The organism is Holdemanella porci, assembly GCF_019052655.1.
Lineage (GTDB): Bacteria > Bacillota_I > Bacilli_A > Erysipelotrichales > Erysipelotrichaceae > Holdemanella > Holdemanella hominis.
The window spans coordinates 1-18,430 of the sequence record NZ_JAHQVB010000019.1; the positions used below are offsets into that span (position 1 = coordinate 1).

At 34.7% G+C, this 18,430-nt stretch carries 17 protein-coding genes, 8 tRNA genes, 1 other RNA gene and 1 other annotated feature; of the genes, 19 read left to right on the plus strand and 7 right to left on the minus strand.

Features of this window, described 5'->3' with window-relative positions; genetic code table 11:
- Positions 1-98: 98 nt before the first annotated feature.
- Positions 99-1,160 carry a beta-aspartyl-peptidase gene (iadA, locus tag KTQ83_RS05065; protein WP_186999449.1) on the minus strand — a complete coding sequence of 354 codons (1,062 nt, stop codon included), beginning with the start codon at positions 1,158-1,160 and terminating at the stop codon, positions 99-101.
- A 46-nt stretch (positions 1,161-1,206) separates the two neighbouring features.
- Between iadA and KTQ83_RS05070 the strand changes: the two genes are divergently transcribed.
- Positions 1,207-2,949: an ABC-F family ATP-binding cassette domain-containing protein gene (locus KTQ83_RS05070; RefSeq protein WP_217256173.1), complete on the plus strand. Its 1,743-nt coding sequence runs from the start codon at positions 1,207-1,209 to the stop codon at positions 2,947-2,949.
- A gap of 13 nt (positions 2,950-2,962) precedes the next feature.
- On the plus strand, positions 2,963-3,883 hold the full coding sequence (locus tag KTQ83_RS05075; RefSeq protein WP_117925020.1) for a DMT family transporter: 921 nt from the start codon (positions 2,963-2,965) through the stop codon (positions 3,881-3,883).
- Between the two features lie 38 nt (positions 3,884-3,921).
- Here KTQ83_RS05075 and KTQ83_RS05080 read toward each other — a convergent pair whose 3' ends face one another.
- The 3 genes from KTQ83_RS05080 to serC are packed head-to-tail and all read right to left on the minus strand — an operon-like array spanning position 3,922 to position 6,934.
- Positions 3,922-4,698: a histidinol-phosphatase HisJ family protein gene (locus tag KTQ83_RS05080; protein ID WP_217256174.1), complete on the minus strand. Its 777-nt coding sequence runs from the start codon at positions 4,696-4,698 to the stop codon at positions 3,922-3,924.
- Between the two features lie 9 nt (positions 4,699-4,707).
- Complete coding sequence (locus tag KTQ83_RS05085; protein WP_217256175.1) at positions 4,708-5,856, minus strand: 3-phosphoglycerate dehydrogenase family protein; 1,149 nt, start codon at positions 5,854-5,856, stop codon at positions 4,708-4,710.
- Positions 5,849-6,934, minus strand: coding sequence for a 3-phosphoserine/phosphohydroxythreonine transaminase (gene serC / locus KTQ83_RS05090; protein WP_217256176.1), 1,086 nt, complete (start codon positions 6,932-6,934; stop codon positions 5,849-5,851). The genes KTQ83_RS05085 and serC overlap by 8 nt, the downstream gene beginning before the upstream one ends.
- 219 nt (positions 6,935-7,153) lie before the next feature.
- Here serC and KTQ83_RS05095 point away from each other — a divergent pair, with 219 nt between their 5' ends.
- The 5 genes from KTQ83_RS05095 to phoU all read left to right on the plus strand — a co-directional run bounded on the left by KTQ83_RS05095 (position 7,154) and on the right by phoU (position 11,284).
- The gene (locus KTQ83_RS05095; protein WP_117925028.1) at positions 7,154-8,029 is read left to right on the plus strand and encodes a phosphate ABC transporter substrate-binding protein; all 876 of its coding nucleotides are present in this window, start codon (positions 7,154-7,156) and stop codon (positions 8,027-8,029) included.
- A gap of 63 nt (positions 8,030-8,092) precedes the next feature.
- Positions 8,093-8,986: a phosphate ABC transporter permease subunit PstC gene (gene pstC / locus KTQ83_RS05100; protein ID WP_244975780.1), complete on the plus strand. Its 894-nt coding sequence runs from the start codon at positions 8,093-8,095 to the stop codon at positions 8,984-8,986.
- A 2-nt stretch (positions 8,987-8,988) separates the two neighbouring features.
- The gene (gene pstA / locus KTQ83_RS05105; RefSeq protein ID WP_117571644.1) at positions 8,989-9,867 is read left to right on the plus strand and encodes a phosphate ABC transporter permease PstA; all 879 of its coding nucleotides are present in this window, start codon (positions 8,989-8,991) and stop codon (positions 9,865-9,867) included.
- A gap of 11 nt (positions 9,868-9,878) precedes the next feature.
- A complete protein-coding gene (gene pstB, locus KTQ83_RS05110) occupies positions 9,879-10,631 on the plus strand; it encodes a phosphate ABC transporter ATP-binding protein PstB (protein ID WP_186999456.1) in 753 nt (250 codons plus the stop codon).
- Complete coding sequence (gene phoU / locus KTQ83_RS05115; RefSeq protein WP_117925033.1) at positions 10,631-11,284, plus strand: phosphate signaling complex protein PhoU; 654 nt, start codon at positions 10,631-10,633, stop codon at positions 11,282-11,284. Before pstB ends, phoU begins: the two co-directional genes overlap by 1 nt.
- Before the next feature lie 42 nt (positions 11,285-11,326).
- Here phoU and KTQ83_RS05120 read toward each other — a convergent pair.
- Positions 11,327-11,402: transfer RNA gene (locus KTQ83_RS05120), tRNA-Ala, on the minus strand.
- A gap of 64 nt (positions 11,403-11,466) precedes the next feature.
- Between KTQ83_RS05120 and KTQ83_RS05125 the strand changes: the two genes are divergently transcribed.
- The 12 genes from KTQ83_RS05125 (at position 11,467) to KTQ83_RS05180 (ending at position 17,624) form a co-directional block, all read left to right on the plus strand.
- Positions 11,467-12,645: a CapA family protein gene (locus KTQ83_RS05125; RefSeq protein ID WP_117925035.1), complete on the plus strand. Its 1,179-nt coding sequence runs from the start codon at positions 11,467-11,469 to the stop codon at positions 12,643-12,645.
- On the plus strand, positions 12,642-13,100 hold the full coding sequence (gene smpB / locus KTQ83_RS05130; protein ID WP_217256177.1) for an SsrA-binding protein SmpB: 459 nt from the start codon (positions 12,642-12,644) through the stop codon (positions 13,098-13,100). The genes KTQ83_RS05125 and smpB overlap by 4 nt, the downstream gene beginning before the upstream one ends.
- A gap of 21 nt (positions 13,101-13,121) precedes the next feature.
- Positions 13,122-13,512, plus strand: a transfer-messenger RNA (tmRNA) gene (gene ssrA / locus KTQ83_RS05135).
- A gap of 86 nt (positions 13,513-13,598) precedes the next feature.
- On the plus strand, positions 13,599-13,973 hold the full coding sequence (locus KTQ83_RS05140) for a NifB/NifX family molybdenum-iron cluster-binding protein (protein WP_217256178.1): 375 nt from the start codon (positions 13,599-13,601) through the stop codon (positions 13,971-13,973).
- A gap of 49 nt (positions 13,974-14,022) precedes the next feature.
- Positions 14,023-14,226, plus strand: a binding site (T-box leader).
- A gap of 40 nt (positions 14,227-14,266) precedes the next feature.
- Entirely contained in the window at positions 14,267-16,015 is a 1,749-nt protein-coding gene (gene thrS / locus KTQ83_RS05145) for a threonine--tRNA ligase (protein WP_117925040.1), read from the plus strand.
- 147 nt (positions 16,016-16,162) lie between these two features.
- A tRNA-Ser gene (locus tag KTQ83_RS05150) sits at positions 16,163-16,253 on the plus strand.
- Positions 16,254-16,273: 20 nt separating this feature from the next.
- Positions 16,274-16,349, plus strand: a tRNA-Asp gene (locus KTQ83_RS05155).
- Between the two features lie 5 nt (positions 16,350-16,354).
- Positions 16,355-16,428 (plus strand) — tRNA-Gly (locus KTQ83_RS05160).
- 16 nt (positions 16,429-16,444) lie between these two features.
- Positions 16,445-16,520, plus strand: a tRNA-Asp gene (locus tag KTQ83_RS05165).
- A 5-nt stretch (positions 16,521-16,525) separates the two neighbouring features.
- Positions 16,526-16,599 (plus strand) — tRNA-Gly (locus KTQ83_RS05170).
- 16 nt (positions 16,600-16,615) lie between these two features.
- Positions 16,616-16,691, plus strand: a tRNA-Asp gene (locus KTQ83_RS05175).
- Between the two features lie 78 nt (positions 16,692-16,769).
- Complete coding sequence (locus KTQ83_RS05180; protein ID WP_117925042.1) at positions 16,770-17,624, plus strand: DUF1848 domain-containing protein; 855 nt, start codon at positions 16,770-16,772, stop codon at positions 17,622-17,624.
- An 8-nt stretch (positions 17,625-17,632) separates the two neighbouring features.
- On the opposite strand, the gene traF is transcribed toward KTQ83_RS05180, so the two are convergent.
- Together traF and KTQ83_RS05190 are read right to left on the minus strand one after the other, a co-directional pair.
- Entirely contained in the window at positions 17,633-18,202 is a 570-nt protein-coding gene (traF, locus tag KTQ83_RS05185; RefSeq protein WP_186998825.1) for a conjugal transfer protein TraF, read from the minus strand.
- Positions 18,203-18,274: 72 nt separating this feature from the next.
- Positions 18,275-18,351, minus strand: a tRNA-His gene (locus tag KTQ83_RS05190).
- Positions 18,352-18,430: the final 79 nt, after the last annotated feature.

Consider the following 18,430-nt stretch of genomic DNA (forward strand, 5'->3'; position numbering starts at 1 on the left):
TAAAAACACGTATCCGTCGTGGAGATGCAGCTCCAATGGCAATTGTACAATTCGTTAAGTAATTTAATAAATAATAAAGGCACTGAGTTAATCAGTGCCTATTTTTTTGTGATAACTTTTTGAATTTGATCTTCCTTCCAAATGACAAGATCACAATCAAATCCCTCTTTAACTTGTCCTTTATGTTTAAAACCTAATACATTCGCAACATTTTTCGTAAAGAATGGCAAAGCATTTTCATACCCAAATTCATTTTTCAGATAAATGAATTCTTTTTTTAAGTTTGAAATTGGCGTAATACCAATTTCTTTAACGGATCCATCTTCATTGTATGTAGACCAAGATCCTTGTGCATCACTAGAAATGGTTACTTTCTCTGTATTTTGGATTTGTTGAATGTAACTCAAAGTTTTACCATTACCATCACATGTAATGTCAATTGTACCACCCATATCAGTAAATCTTTTTGCTTCTTCAAATAAATGAGGATTTCTTGAACAATGTGTAGGCTGGAATAATGAAATAGGAATATCGGCTTTTTCTATGGCCTTAAAGACAAGTTCTAAGGCTTGTTTTTCATCACCCATATGAATTGTTAAATTTGCTTGTTTTCCAGCTATAAGACTCGCTGTACGAATTCTAGAAGCCAAATGAATTAATTCATCTTCTGTAATATGACTCGATCTATGATCACTTAATGCAAGCTTAACCCCTAGAATACTATCAATAAACACAATATCGTCTTCCACTGAACTTGTTAGTGTATTACTAGGATAGGCATAGCTGCCCGTTAAGATATACGTATGTACACCTTTTTGTGTTAGTTCTTTAGCTTTCGCAAATAATTCTTTTGTGCTTCTTGTGTAACCGTCTGTTCCCAATAATCCAATGACAGTTGTGATACCTGCATCTAATATTTCCTGTACATCTATAGGCCTAGCTCTAGAAATAAATCCGGCTTCTCCACCACCACCAGTAATATGAACATGGCGATCAATTAGACCTGGCGTTAAAATGCATCCTGTGCCATCAATTGTTTCAATTGGATAAGAAAGTTCGATATGATTATCAATTTTTTCGATTTTAGAATCTGAAATTAATACATCTTTTACTCCCAAATTTTCAGGTGCATAAATTTGAATATTTTTAATAAGTTTCATGCGTGTCACCTCAAAAAGTATTATATAATAAAACTCAGGTGATGTTATGTTAATTTCAACAGAAAGTTTAAAAAAGAATATAAATGATAAATGCATTTTAAAAGATGCGAGTTTCACAATAGAAGATACTGATAAAATTGCGTTGATTGGAGTCAATGGTACAGGTAAAAGTACTTTATTAAAGATACTTGCAGGTATTGAAAATTATGATTCAGGAATCATAATTAAAAAAAATGGAATCAAGATTCATTATTTACCTCAAAATCCAGAATTCAAAACGGATTGTGTTTGGGATGAAATTCAACTTGTGAATTCTAAAAATGAGCACCCCGTCGCAGAATTTGAATTAAAATCGATTCTAACGAAACTGGGTATTACAGATTATCAAAGCGCCATGTCAAATATGTCAGGTGGACAAAGAAAAAGAGTGGCTCTTGCCTTAGCACTATGCACAAGTTGTGATTTGTTGCTTTTGGATGAACCGACAAACCATTTGGATAATGATATGGTTGAATGGTTGGAAAATTATTTGATTCGATCAAAGAGTGCAATATTTATGGTCACACACGATCGTTATTTTTTAGATCGTGTTTGTACAAAAATGATTGAATTGGATCAAGGCGACTTATATATTCATAATGGAAATTATGAAGTGTATTTAGAAAATAAGGAAACGCGTATTGAACAAGAAAAATTAGCAGCCCATAAACACAAGAACTTATATAAAAAGGAATTAGAGTGGGTTAGAGCGGGCGTACAGGCGCGTGGTACAAAATCTAATAGTCGACTTCAAAGGTTTGAAGAATTGCGTCAGAAACGTTTTAAACAGCAAGAAGAGTCATTAAAAATAAATGCGACTATGCAACGATTGGGGAATAAAACAATTGAATGTATGAATTTAGGATTTAATTATCCAGAAAAGTCATTATTTCATGATTTTAACTATGTATTATTACGACAAGACCGAATAGGTATCATTGGAGAGAATGGATGTGGAAAATCTACTTTGTTAGATGTTATTGCAGGGGTGAAACAACCAACCTATGGAACCATTGAATATGGAACCACAGTTAAAATTGGATATTTCAGACAAGCGGATCAAGGTGTCGATCTAAATATGCGTGTCATTGATTATATTGAAGAAGTTTCTAAAGTCATTGAATACGATCGTATGACACTAAGTGCTTCGCAAATGCTTGAAAGATTTTTATTTCCAAGAAATATGCACTATACCACGCTATCAAGACTATCCGGTGGAGAAAGAAGAAGACTATATCTATTAAGAGTTTTGATGCAAGAACCAAATATCCTGTTATTGGATGAGCCAACAAATGATTTGGATATTTTGACATTAGACGTATTAGAAGATTATTTAGATGATTTCCAAGGAGCCATTATTACTGTAAGCCATGACCGATATTTTTTGGATCGTGTTGTGGATAAAGTGTTTGTCCATCAAGAAGATGGTACTTTTAAACAGTACAGTGGAGGATATAGTGATTATTTAGTGAAATCAAAAGATGAGAATAAGAAGGTTGTTGTTCAAAAGCCGATTGAAAAGAAGAAAAGATCTCAATTATCTTATATGGAAAAAAAGGAATTGGAGCAACTTCCTGAGAAGATGGAAGTATTAGAAAGTGAAATCGAAGCTTTAGACTATCAGATGAATGAGTGTCAAAGTGATTTTGCGAAATTAAAAGAATTAAGTGATTTGAGAGCGCAGAAAGAAGAAGAACTTGAAACTTTAACTAATCGTTGGATGGAATTAGAAGAAAAAAAGGAAGGATAAGTTTTAATTGGATATGGAGAAAAGGGAATTTTTTAAACAGCCATTACATGTATTTTTACTAGCCGTGCTATGTTGTACACTATGGGGAAGTGCAGCTCCATTCATTAAATGGGGATATAAGCTATTTAATATTGAAGGTGTACCTAGTATTTTAATGTTTGCAGGCATACGTTTTACATTAGCTGGATTTTTAGTCATATTATTTGCTTCTTTCTTACAGAAAAAAGTATTAGTTGCTAAAAAAGAGAATATTCAAGGCATATGCACTCTAGCTCTTTTTCAAACGGCTGGACAGTATTTTTTCTATTATATTGGACTTTCACATACATCAGGAGTCAACGGATCCATTATTTCAGGAACCAGTGCCTTTATATCTTTGTTAGTGGCTAGTTTAATTTTTCATTATGAAAAAATTACAGCACGAAAAGCATTAGGCTGTTTTATTGGATTCTTGGGCATTTTATTTATGAATATCAGTGGAGCTAGTGCCAGTTTTTCCTTTGTGGGTGAAGGCTTTGTGTTGATGTCACAGTTTTGTGGATCTATATCGGCTGCCTTTATTAAGAAGTTCACACAAAATCAAAATGCCGTCCTGTTAAGTGGATATCAATTCTCTCTAGGAGGTATTCTCTTAGCTATAACAGGCTATTTAATGGGAGGACACATTACATTTGGATTTAATCTAGGCCTTCTTGTATTGATTCATTTAGCTCTTGTATCTGCTATCGCCTATACGATTTGGGGATTGTTATTATCTGTAAATCCTGTTAGTAAGATTGGTGTCTATATGTGCGTAACACCTATCATCGGTGTGATTTTATCAAGTGTTGTATTACATGAATCCAATCAGGCATTCCAACTATCAAGTTTAATTGCATTGTTACTTGTAAGTTTAAGTGTATTTTTAGTCAATAAAGAAACACAGACAGATTAAGTTCTGTCTTTTTCTTTGCCTAAAAAAAGATCCTAGGCTTATCTAGGATCTAATAATTTAAAGCAGCGCCCCACATCGTTAGGATAATGAGCATCACTTGCAGTAACAATTTTTACATTATTTTCTTTTAGGATATTTCTAAAATCAGCATTTAAGCCAATATCAGGATGATGATATGAATAATGAGCTTTAGTGTTGTCTTCCATTTTAATGTTGTATTCATTTGCCAGACGAGCGATATGATGGTAGGTAGGATGTAAATCGTAGCCTGGATCAATCGAATACAATTTGATCACATCTGGATGACCCACTTGATCAAAGAGATTGGATTGGATTAGTTTTTCAATAGTGTCATAGTAGGACTTATAAATATTAGAAGGATCATTTTTGTTCCAAAGTAATTCTTTAGAAAAGGCATCCATATCATATAGATAACCATTTACAGAGTGTACACTGCCAATTAGAAAGTCAAAATGGTAGTTTTTAAGAATGGAGGATAATAGACTTTCTGTTTCAGGCGTGTAACATACTTCAAGGCCAAAACGTACAGCGATGTCAAAAGTTTCTTTTTTTAATGCCTCAATTAATTTTAAATAATCATCTATGGAGTTTTTTTGTTTCTTTAAAAACCACTCTTCTTGTAATTTAGATACTTCACAAACTCTTTTATAACAGTCTTTAAATTCAAAGAATCTATGTGTGTGATCTAATATTTGAAGATGAGTAATCCCTTTTTCTTTGGCAGCATCGATAAACTTATGAACATATTCAATGCTTAAATCACCATTTTCTAAATGTGTATGTGCATCAATCATAGTACCATCCTATTTCTTATAAGTAGATACTCTAATCATACCATTGATTTTTTCAATTGGAGAAATATCAACTTCTGAATCTAAATCAATAATTGTATACGCAATATCTTTTTTAGATTTATTCATTAAGTTTTCAATATTAGCATCCTTAAAAATATCTGTGATTTGAGAAATCATTTTAGGCTTATTTTCATGAATACAAGTGATTCTAAATGGTGAATTCATATCCATCTTCGCATTTGGTAAATTGACAGAATTTGAAATATTTCCATAAGTTAAATAATTCATCAGTTCCTGAGCGGCTTTTAAAGCACAATTCTCTTCACTCTCTTCGGTTGAAGCACCTAAGTGAGGAATTGCGATGACTTTATCATTTTGAATAACTTTTAAACTTGGAAAATCAGTCACATAAGATTCAACTTTGTTGTCATCTAATGCCACCAATAGAGCATCTTCATCAACGAGGCCACCACGAGCAAAGTTTAATAATTTGACGCCATCTTTCATCTTGTCAAAACTATCTTTATTGATAAAGTTTTTAGTTCCATCATTTAAAGGCACATGAATCGTAATAAAATCACATTGACGATATAAATCATCAATATTTGTGACATGATTTACATATCGAGATAAGTTCCATGCAGCATCGACAGACATATATGGATCATATCCATAAACTTTCATACCAAAGCGTAAGGCTAGATTGGCAACCTGGATACCAATGGCACCACAACCGATGACACCTAGTGATTTACCGGTTAATTCGTGTCCAGCATATTTCTTTTTTTGTTTTTCAATATCTTTTGTGATGTTCTCATTTTCTTTTTGCGTTTGGATCCATTCAATACCATGATAAATATCACGACTTGCTAGTAACATACCCGCAAATACAAGTTCTTTTACGGCATTACTATTTGCGCCTGGAGTATTGAATACGGCAATCCCTTTTTTAGTACAAGTATCAATATCAATGTTGTTGACACCCGCACCTGCACGAGCGATAGCTTTAAGGTTGGCATTATATGTAATATCATGAAGATTGGTACTACGAACTAAAATAGCATCTTCATCTTCCATATTTTCGTTTACTTCATAATCTGGCGTAAACTGATCTAAACCAATTTGCGCAATATTATTGTAGAGCTTTATTTTAGGCATTATAATTCTCCTCTTCAAATTTCTTCATAAATGCAATTAGGGCTTCTACACCTTCAAGTGGCATGGCATTATAAATACTTGCACGCATACCACCAACCGTTCTGTGACCTTTAATATTTACAATTCCTGCTTCTTTTGCTTCTTTAACAAATTTAGTATCTAGATTCTTATCACCAGTCACAAAAGGAACATTTGTATAAGAACGATCTTCAGGTACAACAGGATTTGAATAGAGTTTAGAAGCATCAATATAGTCATATAATAATTTAGCTTTTTTACGATTGATCTTTTCCATATTTTTCAATCCACCTATTTGTGTTTCTAGCCATTCAAGTACTAAACCACAAATATAGATGGAATAAGTAGGTGGCGTATTGAACATAGAATCATTGTCAGCATATGTTTTGTAGTTTAACATGCTTGGTGTTTTTTCATCAGCTAAACCAATCAAGTCTTTTTTTATGATAACCACAGTTAAACCTGCAGGCCCCATATTCTTTTGAGCACCGGCAAAAATTAAATCATATTTAGAAACATCCGTTCTTTCACTTAAAATACAACTTGATAAATCTGCAACTAATAACTTTCCTTCATGTGGAGGAAGTTCTTTATATTTAGTTCCATAGATTGTGTTGTTCTCACAAATATATACATAATCAGAATCTTCACTTAAATCTTCTTGTTTAATTTTAGGAATATACGTAAAGTTATCTTCTTCACTTGACGCTACTACATTTACTTTTCCTAATTTTTTATGTTCTTTTAAAGCTTTCTTTGTCCATTGACCTGTATTGATCAAATCTACGTTATGTTTTTCTAAATTCAAAGGAATCATAGTAAATTGTAAAGAAGCACCTCCTTGTAAGAATAAAATTTCATATTCATCAGGAATGTTCATCAATCTTTTTAATCTTGCTTTACAAGTATCTATAATATCCTGGAATTCACTGGAACGGTGGGACATCTCCATAACACTCATTCCACTATTATGAGCATCTAACATTTCGCTTGCAGCTTTGGTTAAGACCCATTCTGGTAAGCATGCGGGACCGGCACTAAAGTTATATACACGTGTCATTTTGTTACCTCGGTGAAAACATTTCCACCTTTCCTTTCTTTATGTTTCACGATTATACATTTATTTACATTATATTTCAATAATTTTGTTCATAAATTAAATTCAGGTGTGCTTAAAATTAAAACAAATCATTTAACAAAACCTTAACAGAACCATTTTTTTCGTTTAACAAACATGCATTATGATATGTGTGTCGAAAGAAAAGAGGACAAGGAAAATATGAATAAGTTTTTAAAAGGTGCAATGATCGTAGGATTATCTGCAGCTATGGTAGGATGTAGTTCAAATACTGCATCCGATGACAGTGATTCAAAAAATGAAAGTTTAAGCGGAACAATTACAGCCGCAGGCTCAAGTGCATTGAAACCATTGGTTGATGTTGCAGCCGAACAGTTTTCAAACGAAAACCCAGATGTTTCTATTACAGTAGATGCTGGTGGTTCAGGAGAAGGTTTAAAACAGGTAGCTGATAAAACAGTTACACTAGGAAACTCCGATGTGGCAGCTGAAGAAAAATTAGATAAGGATCAAGCTAAAGATTTAGTCGATCACCAAGTTTGTGTTGTAACAATGGCTCCAATCGTAAATAAAGATGTTGGTGTTAAAGATTTAACCAAACAACAATTGATTGATATCTTCACAGGAAAAACAACGAACTGGAAAGATGTTGGTGGACCAGATGAAGACATTGTCTTAGTTACTCGTCCAACTTCATCAGGAACAAGAGCAACATTCCAAAAATATGCATTAGATGGAAATGAAGAAGCTAGCAACGCTTCAATGGAAACAGATGATTCTGGTGTATTGTTACAAAATGTAACAGATACAAGAGGTGCAATCGGTTATGTGGCATTATCTTACTTAGTAGACAATGACGATGTAGATACAGTCGCAATTGATGGCGTTGAACCGACATTAGAAAACACATATAGTGGTGACTATAAAGTTTGGACATTTGAGCACATGTATACAAATGGAGAGCCAGATAAAGCTACAAAAGCATTCTTAGATTACATCATGGGTGAAAAATTCGGTAAGAAAATGGAATCATTAGGCTATGGTGTTTCTAGCAAAATGGAAAAAACAGATCACTAATTGCGAGTTCTTTAACGGACATTGAAATATATGTCCGTTATTCATTTAGTTTGGAGGAATTTGATGAGTCGTAAAAGCATGTTTTGTAAAGAATATTTTTGGCAGATTCTTGTCACAATTGGTGGTCTGCTCGTGATATTTGTAACTCTATTAATTGGAGCTTTTCTAGTTTATAAAGGTTCTGATACATTTTTTAAATTTCACCATACTCTAGGAGAGTTTCTTGGCAGTGCAAATTGGGCACCAATGGATAATGCCAGTTCAAAAGGACATGTAGGAGCCTTGATCTTTATTGTTGGATCGCTATGTGTTTGTGGATTGGCCTTATTGATTGCCACGCCTTTTGCGTTAGGATCATCTATTTTTATGACAGAAATTTCACCTAAGTTTGGTGAAAAATTCTATCGTCCTATGGTAGAAATTTTTGCCGGAATTCCTAGTGTTGTCTATGGATGGGTTGGATTAACGGTCTTGATTCCGTTCTTAAAGAAAGTATTTGATTTGCAGGTAGGACATTCCGTGCTTGCGGCAAGTCTTGTTTTATCAATTATGATTTTCCCATCGATTACCAGTGTTGCCAGTGATGCGATTCGAGCTGTTTCAAAAGAAACACGAATGGCTGCTTATGGACTTGGCTCAACACGTTGGCAAACGATATATCGTGTCGTAATTCCTGCTGCATTACCTGGAGTCATTTCAGGAATTGTATTAGGACTTGCAAGAGCGTTTGGTGAAGCTTTAGCTGTTGCGATGGTTATTGGGCAAACAACAGCTTTGCCTAAGAGTATTTTTTCTACTTCAAAAACACTAACAACGGAAATTGCAGCTCAAATGGGAAATGCGATGGAAGGTGGAGAAATGAAGGCAGCCCTATGGACAATGGCTTTATTATTGTTCTTGATTTCGTTATTGTTTATTACTATTATTCATAAGTTTTCAAAACCGAAAGGAGAATAGAGATGGATTCTAGAATTAAAAGAGCAAAAATGATTGATCAATTCATGACAATCGTCTTTTATGGTATCGCCTTATTCTTCTTTTTACTTCTTGTAGGCTTTGCCGGTAAAGTTATTATTGGAGGGTTGTTAGGGGCTAAACCAGAAATGTTTGGCTTTACTCGATCTGGCAGCATTGGAAACCAAGTTTTTAATACGATTTACTTAGTATTTATTTCTTTGTTGGTTTCGGTTCCAATTGGAGTATTAGCAGGCATTTATTTGGCGATGTACGCAAAACCTGGGCTTGTAACACGCTTTTTAAGAACTTGTATTGAAACATTGTCTTCTTTACCAAGTATTGTTGTAGGTTTATTTGGATATTTGATTTTCTTAGTTGTCATTGGATTATCAAAAAGTTTATTAGCAGGTGCCCTGTCTATATCAATTCTAAGTTTACCTTTGATTACAACAACTACAGAAGATGCGATAAAAGGTTTGCCTGAAGGCTATTATCACGGAAGTATGGGACTTGGAGCAACAAAGTGGCAAACCATATTCCATGTATTATTGCCAGCATGCCTATCACGTATTATGACTGGAGTTATCTTGGCGGCTGGTCGTGGATTTGGTGAAGCTGCTGTATTACTTTATACAACTGGTTCAGGAAGTGATTTGCGTTGGAATAATTTTAGTTTTACTTCTCCAACATCGCCAATTAATGTGTTAAGACCTGCTGAAACATTATCCATCCAAATCTGGAACTTACAAACCAATGGACAAGATCGTGCATTGGCTAATTTATCTAGTGCTGTGTTGATGATTTTAGTATTGGCATTTAGTATTGGAGCCAATGTTTGGTCAAGACACATTTCCAAAAAACAAGCTGGATTAGAGAAATAGAAAGGTTACGTATGAATAATAAATTTACAGTGAATGATCTGAATTTATATTATGGTGATTTTCATGCCTTAAAGAATATAAATTTGGATATCAAAGAAAAAGAAATTACAGCATTCATTGGTCCTAGTGGATGTGGTAAATCAACATTTTTAAAAACATTGAATCGAATGAATGATTTGGTGGAAAGTACTAAAATCACAGGTGATATTTGTCTAGATGGAACGGATATCTACAAAAATATGGATGCGATTGAATTAAGACGTAGAGTTGGAATGGTATTTCAACAACCCAATCCATTCCCAAAAAGTATTTATGATAATATTGCGTATGGCCCAAGAATTTTTGGAATCAAAAAGAAAAGTGAATTGGATGAAATTGTTGAAAGAAGTTTAAGACAAGCTGCCATTTGGGATGAAGTGAAGGATCGTCTACATAAATCCGCATTGGGAATGTCTGGTGGACAACAACAACGCTTATGTATCGCAAGAGCCTTGGCTATGCAGCCGGAAGTGTTGTTGATGGACGAACCTACAAGTGCTCTAGATCCAATTTCAACTAGTAAGATTGAAGAGTTAACTTTAGAATTGAAAAAAGACTATACAATCGTTATTGTTACTCACAATATGCAGCAAGCTATGCGTATTAGTGATAAAACAGCCTTCTTCTTATTGGGAAATTTAATTGAGTATAGTGCTACAGAAACATTGTTCTCTGCGCCAAAAGAAAAGAAAACAGAAGACTATATTACAGGGAGGTTTGGATAATGGTTTTACCTACAAAGTTTTTAAAACAAACAAAACAGTTAGAACTGACTATGGCACAAATGTCTCAAGACTGTTTAAAAGGATTGTGGTTTTGCAAGCACGCTATTTTAGATGGAAACAAAACTTTAGTTCAAGATGTTTCACAAATGCATGAAGAAGTGAGTGAACAAGGAAGAGAAGCTGAACAGATTTGTATGAAGATTCTTCTTCTTCAACATCCAGTTGCGAAAGACTTAAGACGTATTACTGTAGCTACAAATACAATTCGTGATCTAACACGTATTATGGATCAGGAAAAAGAAGTTTCAGAACTGATTTGTGCTTTGAATATGGAAAATTTAGTTGTGGATGATAGTATTCAACAACAATTTATCATCGCAAAAGAAATGATTACACTTGCGATTGAAGGTTTTATTCAGAAAGACGAAAAAGCAGCAGATCAAGTTATTAAAATGGATGATCAAGCGGATGCACAATATGAAAAGGCTAAAGAGGTTTATGTTGATTTATTAGCCAGAAAAGAGCATGATACAGGGACTCTAGTGGATGTGTTACTTGTCGGTAAGTACTTAGAAAGAATTTGTGATCATTGTGTAAATATTGGAAAATGGGTTCTTTATCAAAAGTCTGGTATTTTTGAAGAAATTGAATGAAAAAAAGCTGTAAGCAAATTTGCTTACAGCGTATTTTTTACTTGGTGGAGCGTATCGGGATCGAACCGATGACCCCCTGCGTGCAAGGCAGGTGCTCTCCCAGCTGAGCTAACACCCCAAGTGCTTTATAATATTACCTAATTATTTTGGAAAATGCAAGCTTTTTCTGATAAAATTAACTTATGAAAAAGAAATGGACATGGATCATTATATTATGTATATTCAATTTCAGCTTAATGGGCTTTATTTTAACACACCCCACACCAAATTCGAAAGAAGCAACAAAGATTGTAAAAAATGTTTCTACAAAAAAACAGGAAAATAAAAAATCATTTACGTTTGTAGGTGTAGGTGACAACTTGTATCATGGTGCGATGTATTGGTACCCATACCAAAGAGATGGATATTACAATTTTGATTCCTATTATGAAATGACAAATAAATATACACAAAATGCAGATTTGGCATATATCAATTTTGAAACGTTATGCATTGGAGAAGAGTATGAATTGAGTGGATACCCTACTTTTAATGGACCTATAGAAATTCTGTCTTCTGTCAATAAGGCTGGCTTTGATTGGTGGAGTTTAAGTTCAAATCACTCTATGGATCGAGGGGCTGAGGGTTTATTAACACAGATTGATTTGGTTCGAAAGAATTATCCAGATGTTATTACGACGGGTTCGCATACGTCTCAAAAGGATAAAAAGCGTACATTAGTAAAAGAAATCAATGGAATCAAAGTAGGATTTCTTGGATATACCTATGGCTTGAATGGATTTAGTGTGCCTGAAGATAAGCTATGGCTTGTGGATTTGATTGATAAGGATCAAATGAAAAAAGATATGGAAGCTTTAAGTAAAGTGAGCAATGTCCAATTGGTTTCTATGCATTGGGGTGAAGAATATCAGATGGAGCCGACTGAAGAGCAGGAAGATTTGGCAAATTATTTAAATGAACTAGGTGCCGAGGTTGTGATTGGTTCACACCCACACGTTATTGAACCGGCAAAAGTTATTAAAGGAAAGAAACAAGATACACTTGTGTATTATTCATTAGGAAATTATACGAGTGCCCAGGATATGGATATTACTATGGTTGGTGGAATGGCTAGCTTCACACTGAACTATGATCCAGATACAAAAAAGACTTCTTTTACAGATACTAAATTTATTCCATTGATTACATGGTTTGATGTAGGGTATAATGCATGGAAGACTTACCCAATCGAAGATTACAATGATTCGCTTGCACAAACACATAATTTAGCTTCGAATTATGATCTTTCAAAAGAGTGGGTGCAACAATTTGTCCAGTCTGTAATGCAAGATTGTGATGGAGTAGAGGTGGTTTTAGAATGAATCAAAATCAAAAGACAATAGCCGAAAATCGTAAGGCAAGACATGAATATGAGTTGTATGATCGTTTTGAAGCAGGTTTAGTGCTTCAGGGAACAGAAATTAAAAGTATTCGAAGAGGAAAAGTTCAATTAAAGGACAGCTATATCAGTTTTCAAAAAGGGGAAGCTTTTATTAAAGGTATGCATATTTCTCCTTATGAATTTGGAAACCGATTTAATCATGATGAAACGCGTGATCGCAAGCTCTTAATGCATAAGCAGGAAATTCAAAAATTGGAGCAATCTGCGCGTGTTAAAGGGTATACGGTTGTACCTGTGAGAATTTATTTGTATAAAGGTTTGGCAAAGTTAGAAATTTCTTTGGCGAAAGGTAAAAATCTTCATGATAAGCGTGAGTCTCAAAAGGCGAAGGATGCGCAAAGAGAGATTCAAAAGGCCTTGAAAAATCAGTATTAATAGATTATACTGATGTTCCTTGGGGATGTTCAGGCATTCGATGAGTAAATGTTTGGATTCAGCCACAGCCACGAAGGATACGTGTAATAACCAACTTAAATTAATTGCTAAAAATAAACTTGCTAATGTATTTGGTATGAACCAAAGCATGGCTTTCGCTGCTTAATTTTATTGCCTACGTTTGGCTTTGCAGCCCCTTTCTGAAATTTCGCTTTCTTATTTCAGACTGAGTGTTAAAGAAAAGAAGATAGAAATAAGCATTGGCTAGCTGCTTGTCTTGAATCAACTATAGCTAACCCAAAAGAATTTTTGATTCCATCCGAAACTTTTGGATAACTAGATGGAAAAAGCTGTAAACGCTGTCTCGTGGGACTTTGCTTAGACAGGAGTTCGATTCTCCTCATCTCCACCAAAGACAATCAACGCCCTTATTTAAAGGGTGTTTTAATTTATCGTGATGTATTTTTGATGTATAATAAATAAGAAAGAAGGTATAGTATGAGAATTGCAGTCAGTTATAAAGATGGAGAAGTGTTCCAACATTTTGGGCATAGCTCAGAATTTAAAATCTATGAAACCGATCATAATGAAATTATTAAGAGTGAAGTGATTACAGTCGAAGGACATGGACACGTTAGTGTTTCGAATGCTCTAAAAGAACAAAATGTAAACATTGTACTTTGTGGTGGTATTGGACAAGGGGCTAAAACTGCATTGGCTAGTTTTGGGATTCATTCTTTTGGTGGAGTGACCGGAAATGCAGATGAGGCTGTTAAAAAATATTTAAGTGGGCAACTAGAATTCACAACCGATGTGACTTGTACAAAACATGAATCTGGCGAAAGTCATTCGTGTGGTGGACATTGCCATTAATTCTTGAGTTTTTCTTTTGACACACCTCGTATTTCGGTCTATAATCTAGGCAACAATAGTGATAAGGATATGAATACATTCCATTCAAATGTAGAGAGAGTGTGGTTGGTGAAAACACTTTGCGAATGTATGTATTTACTCCCTTTGAATTGCCCTTGAAAAAGTGTGCCGTAATTCTTGCGTTAAAAGGTTTGAGGTGTATACAGTAATTGTATAAACAAAGGTGGTACCGCGTGCGACAGACGTCCTTTGATGGCTGTCGCTTTTTATATGGAAAAATGGAGGAAAGTAAAATGGAATTAGTGAATGTATTAGAAAATGAACATTTATCTATGTTGAACCACTCATGTGCTCATATGATGGCTCAAGCTGTTAAGCGTTTATATCCAAATGCTAAATTTTGGGTAGGACCTGTTATTTCTGAGGGTTTCTACTACGATATGGATTTAGGGGATGTAAAATTAAAAGAAGAGGATTTGGCGAAAATCGAAAAAGAAATGAAGAAAATTGCCAAAGACGGAAAGAGAATTGTTCGTGAAGAAATCTCTAAAGAAGATGCTTTAGAAATGTTCAAGGATGATCCTTATAAAGTGGATTTGATCAATGGATTAGAGGATGGAAATATCACAATCTATCGTCAAGGTGAATTTGCGGACTTATGTCGTGGACCTCACGTTGAGACTGTTAAGAAGTGTAAAAACTTTAAATTATTGAAACATTCTGGTGCTTACTGGAAAGGTGATGCCAACAATAAAATGCTTCAACGTGTTTATGGTATTTGTTTCGATACAAAAGAAGAATTGGAAGCTCACTTAGAAGCTTTAGAAGAAGCTAAAAAACGTGACCACAAGAAATTAGGGAAAGAAATGGGCTTATTCACAATTAGTGAATTTGCACCAGGTATGCCTATCTACTTGCCAGATGGAATGATTTTACGTAACATCTTGGAACAATACTGGTACCAAGAACATACAAAAGAAGGATACCAATTCATTAAGACTCCAATTATGATGTCAAAAGAATTGTGGGAATTGAGTGGACACTGGGATCATTATAAAGACAATATGTACACTTCAATGGTTGATGATCGTGAATTCGCAATCAAACCAATGAATTGTCCGGGTGCATTATTAGTATATAACTCAACTTTACACTCATATAAAGACTTACCATTGCGTTTAGGGGAATTAGGACAAGTACACCGTCACGAAGCAAGTGGTGCATTGAATGGATTGTTCCGTGTGCGTACATTCACACAAGATGATGCGCACTTATTTGTAACTCCTGATCAATTGGAAGAAGAAGTTAAAAAAGTATTACAATTGGTAGATCGTATTTATTCAGTATTTGGTTTACCATATGAAATTGAATTATCAACACGTCCAGAAAGTGGATATATTGGATCTGAAGAAATTTGGGATGCTTCAGAAAAAGCATTGGCACAAGCTTGTGTTCATGCAGGTAAAGAATATAAAGTAAATCCTGGAGATGGTGCATTCTATGGACCTAAATTGGATATCCATATCAAAGATAGCTTAGGACGTGTATGGCAATGTGGTACTGTACAGTTGGATATGAACTTGCCTGAAAGATTCGAATGTAAATATGTAGATGCAGATGGAACAAAGAAAACTCCAATTATGTTACACCGTGTAGTTTATGGATCAGTTGAACGTTTCATTGGTATCTTGATCGAACACTTTGGTGGACACTTCCCATTATGGCTAGCTCCACGTCAATTTGTTGTAATTCCAGTACACCACGAAAAACATGTTGAATACGCAAATAAAGTATGTGATGCATTAACGGCATTAGGAATGCGTGCAACAGTAGATTCTCGTAATGAAAAATTGGGTTACCGTGTCCGTGAAGCGCAGCTACAAAAGGTTACTTACCAAATCGTAGTTGGTGATGGAGAGCAAGAAAATAATACAGTTACAATTCGTCAGAGTGGTAAAAAGGAAAGTGTTACATTATCTTTAGATGAAGCTTTAGCTAAATTTAAAGCTGAAGTAGACAACAAAACATTGTTTGGAAAGTAAGAGTTTAGAGGTCAAAAATTGGCCTCTAAATTTTTTTATCTTTTTTAAAAAAAATACTTGCAATAAGTTTTTATCCATGTTATTATAAACAGGCGTTACGGATAACGTAGGTTGTTCTAAAAAAATAAGTATTCTGGAAATATTCTTGGAGAAGTACTCAAGTGGCTGAAGAGGTGCCCCTGCTAAGGGTATAGGTCGGGAAACTGGCGCGAGAGTTCAAATCTCTCCTTCTCCGCCATCTTATTTTTAGAAAATTATGGTCCAGTGGTGTAGTGGTTAACATGCCTCCCTGTCACGGAGGAGATCGTGGGTTCGAGTCCCATCTGGACCGCCATTCATGCAGATGTAGTTCAATGGTAGAACACAGCCTTGCCAAGGCTGATACGGGGGTTCAATTCCCCTCATCTGCTCCATTTAAAATTAAATATTGGTCCAGTGGTGTAGTGGTTAACATGCCTCCCTGTCACGGAGGAGATCGTGGGTTCGAGTCCCATCTGGACCGCCATTCATGCAGATGTAGTTCAATGGTAGAACACAGCCTTGCCAAGGCTGATACGGGGGTTCAATTCCCCTCATCTGCTCCATTTAAAATTAAATATTGGTCCAGTGGTGTAGTGGTTAACATGCCTCCCTGTCACGGAGGAGATCGTGGGTTCGAGTCCCATCTGGACCGCCATTTAGAAATTTAAGTCATCTTAGGATGACTTTTTTTCTTTATATTGACTATTATTTTGTTTCTTAGTTTAATAAAACTATGATTATTAATGCGAGTGGAAGAACAGATATTGTAGCATATTATATGGATTGGTTTGTGAACCGATGGAATGAAGGATATTTTGATGTAAGAAACCCTTTTAATCCAAAACTTGTCAGTCGTATCTTTGTATCTGATGTAGATATGATTGTATTTTGTACAAAAAATCCATTGCCATTGTTAGATGCGATTCATTTATTTCCTGTGCCCATTCAACTACAAGTCACTATCACCGGATACTTTAAAGATATAGAGCCTAATGTTCCAGATAAGAAACAAGTCATTGAATGCATTAAAAAGCTATCATCCTATTTAGGCAAAGAAAATGTATGTGTGCGATATGATCCAATCCTTTTGAATTCCAAATATAATGTTGATTATCATATTCGTGCCTTTAATAAATTATGTAAAATGTTAAAAGGATATGTATCTAAAGTGATTGTCTCTTTTGTGGATGATTATAAAAATGTTCGAAATAATCATTTGGATTATCATGAACCCTTTAATGAGGAATATCTTAAATTAAAAGAAGCTTTTGAAAAGAATGATATAAAAGTTGTGAGTTGCATGGAAAATAAATATCATATTGGTGATGAAAACGATTGTTGCGTCAGCATTAAATATGCCTTTGAAAGAACTGGCAAGCTCTTTAAAGAGTGGAAGGCAAGAGACTGCCATTGCGTAAATATGGTGGATATAGGAGCTTATAATTCTTGTTTACATGGCTGCAAATATTGTTACGCCAATTTTGATTCGAAACAAATTGTGTCAAACTATAAGATGCATGATATAAATTCTAGTTTGTTGATTGGACATTTGAGCTTGGATGATCAAATCAAGATACGTAAAAAATAAGAGTGAAGCTATTTTGCTTCACCCATTAATTTTGTATAGATTTGTGTTAATTCTTTTTTTTCGTCATCTGTCATTTTTCTTTCGGTCGCATCATGACTTTCTAATGTTCCTTCATGTCCATCAATGGCTTTTCCATTCTTTACAACCAACACTAGAGGAACATATAAGGTTAGAATACCTTCATCGTTATTTGACATATAATCTTGGATATATGGTTCAATAATCGCTTTTTGCTCATCTGTATAAAGACGATTCTTTTCTTCGTCTCTTACTTTTACATATTGGATGTCGATTCCATTGTCTTTTGCGACTTTCTTTAAAATGGGTTTAGCTTCTTTGCACCAAGGACAACTTGAAAATTCGAAATATAAAACACCCGATTTTTCTTGCGTGAAATATTGAATGGCTTCATCAAAGCTGATTTCATTGAATGTTGTCTTTGTATCATCTTTTGAATTACACGTTTCTTCTTCGCTTGTGACATCACAAGCTTTTTTTGAAGATGAAGCTGTGTATTTTGTCTGCGATTGACAGGCACATAGCGTTAAGCTTAAAAGAATCAATAATAATTTTTTCATGTCCCTAATATACAAACAATTCAAAAAAAAGTAAAGAAAAAGCTCCGATTTCTCGAAGCTTAAAAATCTTAGTGGGGCGGCTGACGCGATTCGAACGCGCGAGTGACGGAGCCACAATCCGCTGTGTTAACCAACTTCACCACAACCGCCATGTTTGCTTGACGCTTAAATAATATACCATGTGATTCTGTACTTTGCAAGTAAAAAAACAAAATAAATTAAAAAAAG

What these genes read in the sequence shown, in the direction of transcription:
- iadA (WP_186999449.1), bottom strand. Translation starts at nt 1,160, where the DNA reads ATGAAACTTATTAAAAATATTCAAATTTATGCACCTGAAAATTTGGGA.
- KTQ83_RS05070 (WP_217256173.1), top strand. Translation starts at nt 1,207, where the DNA reads ATGTTAATTTCAACAGAAAGTTTAAAAAAGAATATAAATGATAAATGC.
- KTQ83_RS05075 (WP_117925020.1), top strand. Translation starts at nt 2,963, where the DNA reads ATGGAGAAAAGGGAATTTTTTAAACAGCCATTACATGTATTTTTACTA.
- KTQ83_RS05080 (WP_217256174.1), bottom strand. Translation starts at nt 4,698, where the DNA reads ATGATTGATGCACATACACATTTAGAAAATGGTGATTTAAGCATTGAA.
- KTQ83_RS05085 (WP_217256175.1), bottom strand. Translation starts at nt 5,856, where the DNA reads ATGCCTAAAATAAAGCTCTACAATAATATTGCGCAAATTGGTTTAGAT.
- serC (WP_217256176.1), bottom strand. Translation starts at nt 6,934, where the DNA reads ATGACACGTGTATATAACTTTAGTGCCGGTCCCGCATGCTTACCAGAA.
- KTQ83_RS05095 (WP_117925028.1), top strand. Translation starts at nt 7,154, where the DNA reads ATGAATAAGTTTTTAAAAGGTGCAATGATCGTAGGATTATCTGCAGCT.
- pstC (WP_244975780.1), top strand. Translation starts at nt 8,093, where the DNA reads ATGAGTCGTAAAAGCATGTTTTGTAAAGAATATTTTTGGCAGATTCTT.
- pstA (WP_117571644.1), top strand. Translation starts at nt 8,989, where the DNA reads ATGGATTCTAGAATTAAAAGAGCAAAAATGATTGATCAATTCATGACA.
- pstB (WP_186999456.1), top strand. Translation starts at nt 9,879, where the DNA reads ATGAATAATAAATTTACAGTGAATGATCTGAATTTATATTATGGTGAT.
- phoU (WP_117925033.1), top strand. Translation starts at nt 10,631, where the DNA reads ATGGTTTTACCTACAAAGTTTTTAAAACAAACAAAACAGTTAGAACTG.
- KTQ83_RS05125 (WP_117925035.1), top strand. Translation starts at nt 11,467, where the DNA reads ATGAAAAAGAAATGGACATGGATCATTATATTATGTATATTCAATTTC.
- smpB (WP_217256177.1), top strand. Translation starts at nt 12,642, where the DNA reads ATGAATCAAAATCAAAAGACAATAGCCGAAAATCGTAAGGCAAGACAT.
- KTQ83_RS05140 (WP_217256178.1), top strand. Translation starts at nt 13,599, where the DNA reads ATGAGAATTGCAGTCAGTTATAAAGATGGAGAAGTGTTCCAACATTTT.
- thrS (WP_117925040.1), top strand. Translation starts at nt 14,267, where the DNA reads ATGGAATTAGTGAATGTATTAGAAAATGAACATTTATCTATGTTGAAC.
- KTQ83_RS05180 (WP_117925042.1), top strand. Translation starts at nt 16,770, where the DNA reads ATGATTATTAATGCGAGTGGAAGAACAGATATTGTAGCATATTATATG.
- traF (WP_186998825.1), bottom strand. Translation starts at nt 18,202, where the DNA reads ATGAAAAAATTATTATTGATTCTTTTAAGCTTAACGCTATGTGCCTGT.